Genomic DNA, 5799 nt, shown 5'->3' with positions numbered 1-5799 from the left:
AAAAACTTCTGATGCTTCCTTTTGGCTCCTTCCTTTCTTTAGGTAATTTATTACTTTCTTCCTTAAATCTTCACTATATGGACTTGTTGACATTTTTCCTTGTATATTATCTTATTATTGCACCTAATACTATATGATTTACTATAATTCATTGATAACGATAATTTTATATATGTTGAGCTTCGCTATTTAACTCAAATTTCTTTGCTAAGTCAAATGAAAATAATGCTGTAAAATCATTTTTAAATTATTATTTTTACCATGTTTCGTGGTAATTATTATTGACAACTGATTAATATTTAGTTATATATTACGCTTCTAGAATTTAATAATTTTTAACCTTTTTATTAAAGATGCTTAGATTTTAGCGAATTTAATATTAACTAATAAATTTATATTTATGCTTAAAGAAATAATCAATGATATAGTAAATGATAATACAAACCCTTGGTATGGTAAGCTTGCAGTAGTAGGAGCATGTGCTGTTGGAATTTATGTAGTAGTACTTGATCCACCTTTGAAATTTGCTATGGCATGTGCTGCCGGCATAATGGGAACATTGGCTGCAATTAAAGTAGGAGAAGCCTGTTATAATTATTATATGGAAACAAATACCCAAGAAGGACTAATCGGGAAAGTAGAATATAATACCGAAATATAATAATAAAATATTTTTAATGAATTTAGAGGTACTTATCTTCTAGGCTCTGTGTATTTTTTACTTAAGATTAAATTTTGAGTAAAAAGTACACAGAGCCTAAATTCATATTTATTTAAAATTAAATTTTATTACTATTCAAATCGTTTTTAAGCCTAATTTTTACTTGTTTTAAAGAACGAGGATTTGCATCCGTAACTTCAATTTCGATATTTTCCGAAATATTTATCTTAGTACCAACTACCGGAACGCTACCGACTCTAGTCAGTACTAATCCTCCTATCGTATCAAACTCATCATCATCATTTTTTAGCTTTTCTCCTATTATTTCTTCAAGCACTTCTACTTCAACACGTGCATTTGAAATAATTGTTGAGTTATTAATAACCTTGAAATTATCGCTATCTAATTGCTGATCATGTTCGTCATCAATTCGTCCTACTATTTCTTCTATAAGATCTTCAATAGTAACTAAACCATCAGTACCGCCATACTCATCAACAACTATTGCAATATGCGTTCTCTCACGACGCATTTTTGCTAGCAAATCTAATAATTTCATAGAAGGAGCTGCAATTATATGTTTACGTATAAGCTTTTTTAAACGACCGTTCTGCTTTGTAGCCAATGCCTTAAATAAATCCTTGATATGAATGAACCCTACTACATTGTCCAAAGTACCGTCATATATAAGAGTTCGTGTATGTGGGACTTCTAACTTAATAGACTCACTTAATTCTTCTAGATTCGTAGTTAATTTTATTGCCGCAATATCAGAACGCGGTACCATTATATCCTCAATGGTCTTATCTTCTAACTTCAGTAAATTAGCTAAAATGTTACGCTCGTCTAAAGTCATTTTTTGACTATTAATTTTAAGACGTTTTATGACACCAAAAAAATTATCAGGCGTTTTTGTTTTTCTAAAAAAATTTTTTATCGGAGAGAATAATTTTTGTATAGTAAAATTGTGATTTTTTTTACTAGAATCTTCTTTTTTTGAAGATTTTAACATAAATTTTTTTATTTAGTTAATAAGGGGAAGAAATACCAAAATATGATAATATTTCAATTTCTAGATTTTCCATAATATTTGCTTCTGTGTCATTTTGATGATCGAACCCGATTAAGTGTAAAATACTATGTATTAAAAGATGAATAAAATGATTCTCAAAAGTTTTTTGTTGCTCGCACGATTCATTATATATTACCTCATAACAAAATGCTATATCACCTAAATGCATATAATCATAGTCGATTAACAATTCAAGTTTAGGGCTAACATTATTAAAACGCAAATCCTGCCAATTTAATTCGTTACTTGGAAAAGAAAGAACGTTAGTACCTTTTTCTATATTACGAAATTGTTTGTTTAAGGTCAATATTTCTGCAGTATTTGTTAGTAAGATTGATAATTCAAATTGTTTTATTTTACTAAAATTATCAAATCGCAGTAAAACATTTTGAGTTATTTTTTTGATTAAACTCTTATTTATCTGCTTATGCTCACGCCATTTGTCGTAATTTTTTATGATTTCTACATTTATCATTTTCTTAATTCCATCACATCAATGTCATTCCTAGCTCAGCATTGTTGCGTGGATCGATTCCACCCCTATCATCCCGCGACTTGATCGCGGGATCCAACTAATAATATTAGTATTTTTTAGTTGTTTTTGGATACCGTGGTCAAGCCACGGTATGACACCGAGTGCTTTTCTTGATCCATGCAACAACGCCAAAGAAAGATTAATCTACTCACCATACTTTAAAAATCGTTTTCTATTAATCCTTCTACCCATTCATTGGATTTTTCTTCAGCTTTTATATCTTTAGCCATGGCTTTGTAAGCGGCTCCAAGCCCCTCATTAATTACATAAGGCTTTACAAGTTGTTTCATAAATTATTTACTACTATAATTTGTTTTCTGGATACCGTGGTCAAGCCACGGTATGACGCTGCTGATAATTCTCTTTTAATTTTTGAAAATCCTCATCGGCATGGTATGAAGAACGGGTTAGTGGGCTTGCTGAAACCATCAAGAATCCTTTTGTTTTTGCCACTCGCTCTAGATATTTAAACTCTTCGGGCGTAACATATTTTGCAACTTCGGCATGATTTTTGGTAGGTTGCAGATACTGCCCGATAGTTAGAAAATCAACCTTTGCTTCCCTTAAATCATCCATAACCTGCACTACTTCGTTTATTTCTTCCCCAAGCCCTACCATCATACCGGATTTTGTGAAAATTTCAGGGGATAATTTCTTGATATTATGAAGTAAGCTTAAAGAGTTATAATATCTAGCTCCCGGTCTAATCGCTTTGTATAAAGACGGGACTGTTTCGACATTATGGTTAAAGACATCAGGCTTTGAATTAGCTATTATTTCTGCTGCTCCTTCTTTTCTTAAAAAATCAGGAGTTAGAATCTCAATAGTAGTATTTGGAGATGATTTTCGGATTTCACTAATACACTGTGCAAAGTGCGTAGCTCCGCCATCCTCAAGATCATCACGATCAACAGAAGTAATTACTACATGCTTCAAATTTAATTTCTGCACTGCTTCAGCAAGCCTTTGCGGTTCGTGTGGATCAAGTAAATCGGGTCTACCGGTTTTGACATTACAAAATCTGCAAGCTCTAGTACAAACTGAACCTAAAATCATCACGGTTGCATGTTTTTTTGACCAGCATTCACCGATATTAGGACAAGCTGCTTCCTCACACACAGTATTTAATCTCAGATTCTTTATTAAATCTTTTGTATTATAGTACTCTGCAGAATTAGGCGCTTTAACTTTTATCCAATCCGGCCTTTTGTTTAAATCATTCATAAAACGGAAATAATTTAATTAGTTTTGTTACTTCGCTTAATACTTTCTGTTCAGCTTTATTATTAGCTTCGTTATTTTTTAAGCCGTCTAAAATATCTGCTACCATATGACCGACTAATACAAAATCCTTTTCTTTAAATCCTCTAGTAGTACATGCGGGAGTACCAAGCCTAATGCCGGAGGTAATAAAAGGCGAAGTTTCATCAAACGGAATAGCATTCTTATTACACGTAATACCTGCTTTATCCAAAGAATTAGCAGCAAGCTTACCTGTGATTCCGTCCTTACGCAAATCCACTAAAACAATATGGTTATCGGTGCCGCCTGTTAATATATCATATCCTCTTTCTTGCAAGCTACTCGCTAAAGCTTTAGCATTACTTATTACCTGCTTGATATAGCTTTTATATTCAGGATGCAGGTTTTCTAAAAAAGCTACGGCTTTTGCAGCTATAACATGCATAAGCGGTCCGCCTTGTAGCCCGGGAAATAAGGCAGAATTTATCTTTTTGCCTATCTCTTCATCGTTAGATAAGATTAAGCCACCCCTTGGTCCTCTAAGCGTTTTATGGGTAGTGGAGGTAACAATATGAGCGTAAAGAATAGGACTTTGATGCTCACCTGTGGCAACAAGTCCTGCAATATGAGCAATATCTGCCATAAAGTAAGCCCCAGTTTTATCCGCTATTTCTCTAAATTTTGCAAAATCAATATTACGAGGATAAGCAGAAAAACCGGCTATAAGTAATTTTGGCTTATGTAAATCCGCTAAGCGTTCAATCTCATCATAATCAATTAAATAAGTTTCTTTATTTACGCTATACGAAATAGCGTTAAACCATTTACCGGACATATTAGGGGCCGCACCATGCGTTAGATGCCCACCGCTATCTAAAGACATACCAAGAATTGTATCACCAGGCTGTAATAAAGCAAGATATACAGCTTGGTTTGCTTGCGATCCTGAATGAGGCTGCACATTCGCATATTTACAGTTAAATAATTTCTTTGCTCGCTCTATAGCCAAAACTTCAGCTTTGTCAACTTCCTCGCAACCATTATAAAAACGCTTACTTGGATAGCCTTCGGCATATTTATTGGTAAGAATTGAGCCTTGAGCTTCAAGCACTGCAGGACTTACGAAATTCTCTGATGCAATAAGCTCAATTACACTATTTTGACGAGCTTTTTCGTGCTTTATTATTTCATCAATTTCTTTATCCGTTTCGTGTAAATTATTATTAAAAATATTCATCTATCCTCATATGTTTTTGGTTTTGTTGTGTAGTTCATTTATGTCATTCCCGCGTAGGCGGGAATCCATCATAAAGCACATTAGGTGTCACCCCGTGGCTTGACCACGGGGTCCAGAAAAAAACTAAAAAAGACTGGATACCGCGATCAAGTCGCGGTATGACAATTAAAGATTACTGGATTCCCGCCTACGCGGGAATGACATTGGAGTCATACAGTAATGCTTATATTTTTTATAAAATTAATCGCAATTTCAAGCCCACGTCCGTCTATTGAATGAGCAAGCGACGTTAATTTATGTATGCTATGAGCTATATGAAACTTAGATAAATAGTCTGCAGCATCATACATTTTACTAATACTAACCACATCATCAAGCTCCCCATGAATCAAACATATAGGAGTAAGCATATTATTAACTTCCATAGGTGGGATTACTCCTCCTGAAAAACCTATAGTACAAAAAAACGGCTCTTGCTGGATCAGAGTTAAGTATAAACCAATCATTGTACCTTGGGAAAAACCAATAATAATAGTATCTTTGTTGGTTAGATTTAGCTCCTCTTGTTTTTGCCTAATTATATCCTCAAGTTTAGAAATATTATTTGCAATTAGTTTTGCCATAACATTGAGACTGCGATCCTGCAAGCTAAACCATTGTCTGCCATAAGGCATCATATCGTAAGCCTCGATGCCGTGCGGGGAAATAAAATGACAATCAGATAAATCATTCTTAATGTAAGGGACTAACCCTATTAAATCGTGACCATCCGAACCAACACCGTGCAGTAATACTACTAGCTTTTTTGGTGGCTGCTGGTTGCTTTCTACTTCTGGGTATTCTAAATATTTGTTCATGTTTTTTACAAAATTGTTATGTTTATGTACTTAAATATTAAGGTTGAGTAGTAGTAGACGAAGGTCAATTTCAAAAAGAGCAGGGAGTCTGCAAGGCGAGGAGCGGAGCGTATACTTAATACGTGAGCACCGCAGAACTTGCTAGACGACGACGCCAATTTTTGAAATTCACCGAGTATACGCCTTCAACATCTT

The 5799-nt window shown here is 34.1% G+C and carries 9 protein-coding genes; 1 reads left to right on the top strand and 8 read right to left on the bottom strand.

What is annotated here, in order from left to right; all coding sequences use genetic code 11:
• Positions 1-93 (bottom strand): IS630 transposase-related protein (locus AC1Z7D_RS05690; RefSeq protein ID WP_482601266.1); only part of this gene is annotated, 93 nt, incomplete at its 3' end.
• Between the two features lie 307 nt (positions 94-400).
• Between AC1Z7D_RS05690 and AC1Z7D_RS05685 the strand changes: the two genes are divergently transcribed.
• Positions 401-661, top strand: coding sequence for a hypothetical protein (locus AC1Z7D_RS05685; protein WP_482602746.1), 261 nt, complete (start codon positions 401-403; stop codon positions 659-661).
• Between the two features lie 118 nt (positions 662-779).
• Here the strand turns inward: AC1Z7D_RS05685 and tlyC are convergent, their stop codons facing one another.
• The 7 genes from tlyC to AC1Z7D_RS05650 form a co-directional block, all read right to left on the bottom strand.
• Positions 780-1673, bottom strand: a complete 894-nt coding sequence (tlyC, locus tag AC1Z7D_RS05680; RefSeq protein ID WP_482602744.1) for a hemolysin C — start codon at positions 1671-1673, stop codon at positions 780-782.
• 16 nt (positions 1674-1689) lie between these two features.
• Positions 1690-2208 carry an rRNA maturation RNase YbeY gene (gene ybeY / locus AC1Z7D_RS05675; protein ID WP_482602742.1) on the bottom strand — a complete coding sequence of 173 codons (519 nt, stop codon included), beginning with the start codon at positions 2206-2208 and terminating at the stop codon, positions 1690-1692.
• A 30-nt stretch (positions 2209-2238) separates the two neighbouring features.
• A complete protein-coding gene (locus tag AC1Z7D_RS05670; protein WP_482602740.1) occupies positions 2239-2400 on the bottom strand; it encodes a hypothetical protein in 162 nt (53 codons plus the stop codon).
• Positions 2401-2426: 26 nt separating this feature from the next.
• Positions 2427-2558, bottom strand: a complete 132-nt coding sequence (locus AC1Z7D_RS05665) for a hypothetical protein (protein ID WP_482602738.1) — start codon at positions 2556-2558, stop codon at positions 2427-2429.
• A gap of 40 nt (positions 2559-2598) precedes the next feature.
• The gene (gene lipA, locus AC1Z7D_RS05660; protein WP_482602736.1) at positions 2599-3492 is read right to left on the bottom strand and encodes a lipoyl synthase; all 894 of its coding nucleotides are present in this window, start codon (positions 3490-3492) and stop codon (positions 2599-2601) included.
• On the bottom strand, positions 3485-4747 hold the full coding sequence (gene glyA, locus AC1Z7D_RS05655) for a serine hydroxymethyltransferase (protein ID WP_482602734.1): 1263 nt from the start codon (positions 4745-4747) through the stop codon (positions 3485-3487). Before glyA ends, lipA begins: the two co-directional genes overlap by 8 nt.
• 209 nt (positions 4748-4956) lie before the next feature.
• Positions 4957-5604 (bottom strand): alpha/beta hydrolase family protein, encoded by a 648-nt coding sequence (locus AC1Z7D_RS05650; protein WP_482602732.1) that lies wholly within the window; start codon positions 5602-5604, stop codon positions 4957-4959.
• Positions 5605-5799: the final 195 nt, after the last annotated feature.

It is taken from the genome of Rickettsia sp., assembly GCF_965035265.1.
Note: the sequence above shows the minus strand (reverse complement) of the source record. Positions and strands in the feature narration are given on the sequence as shown.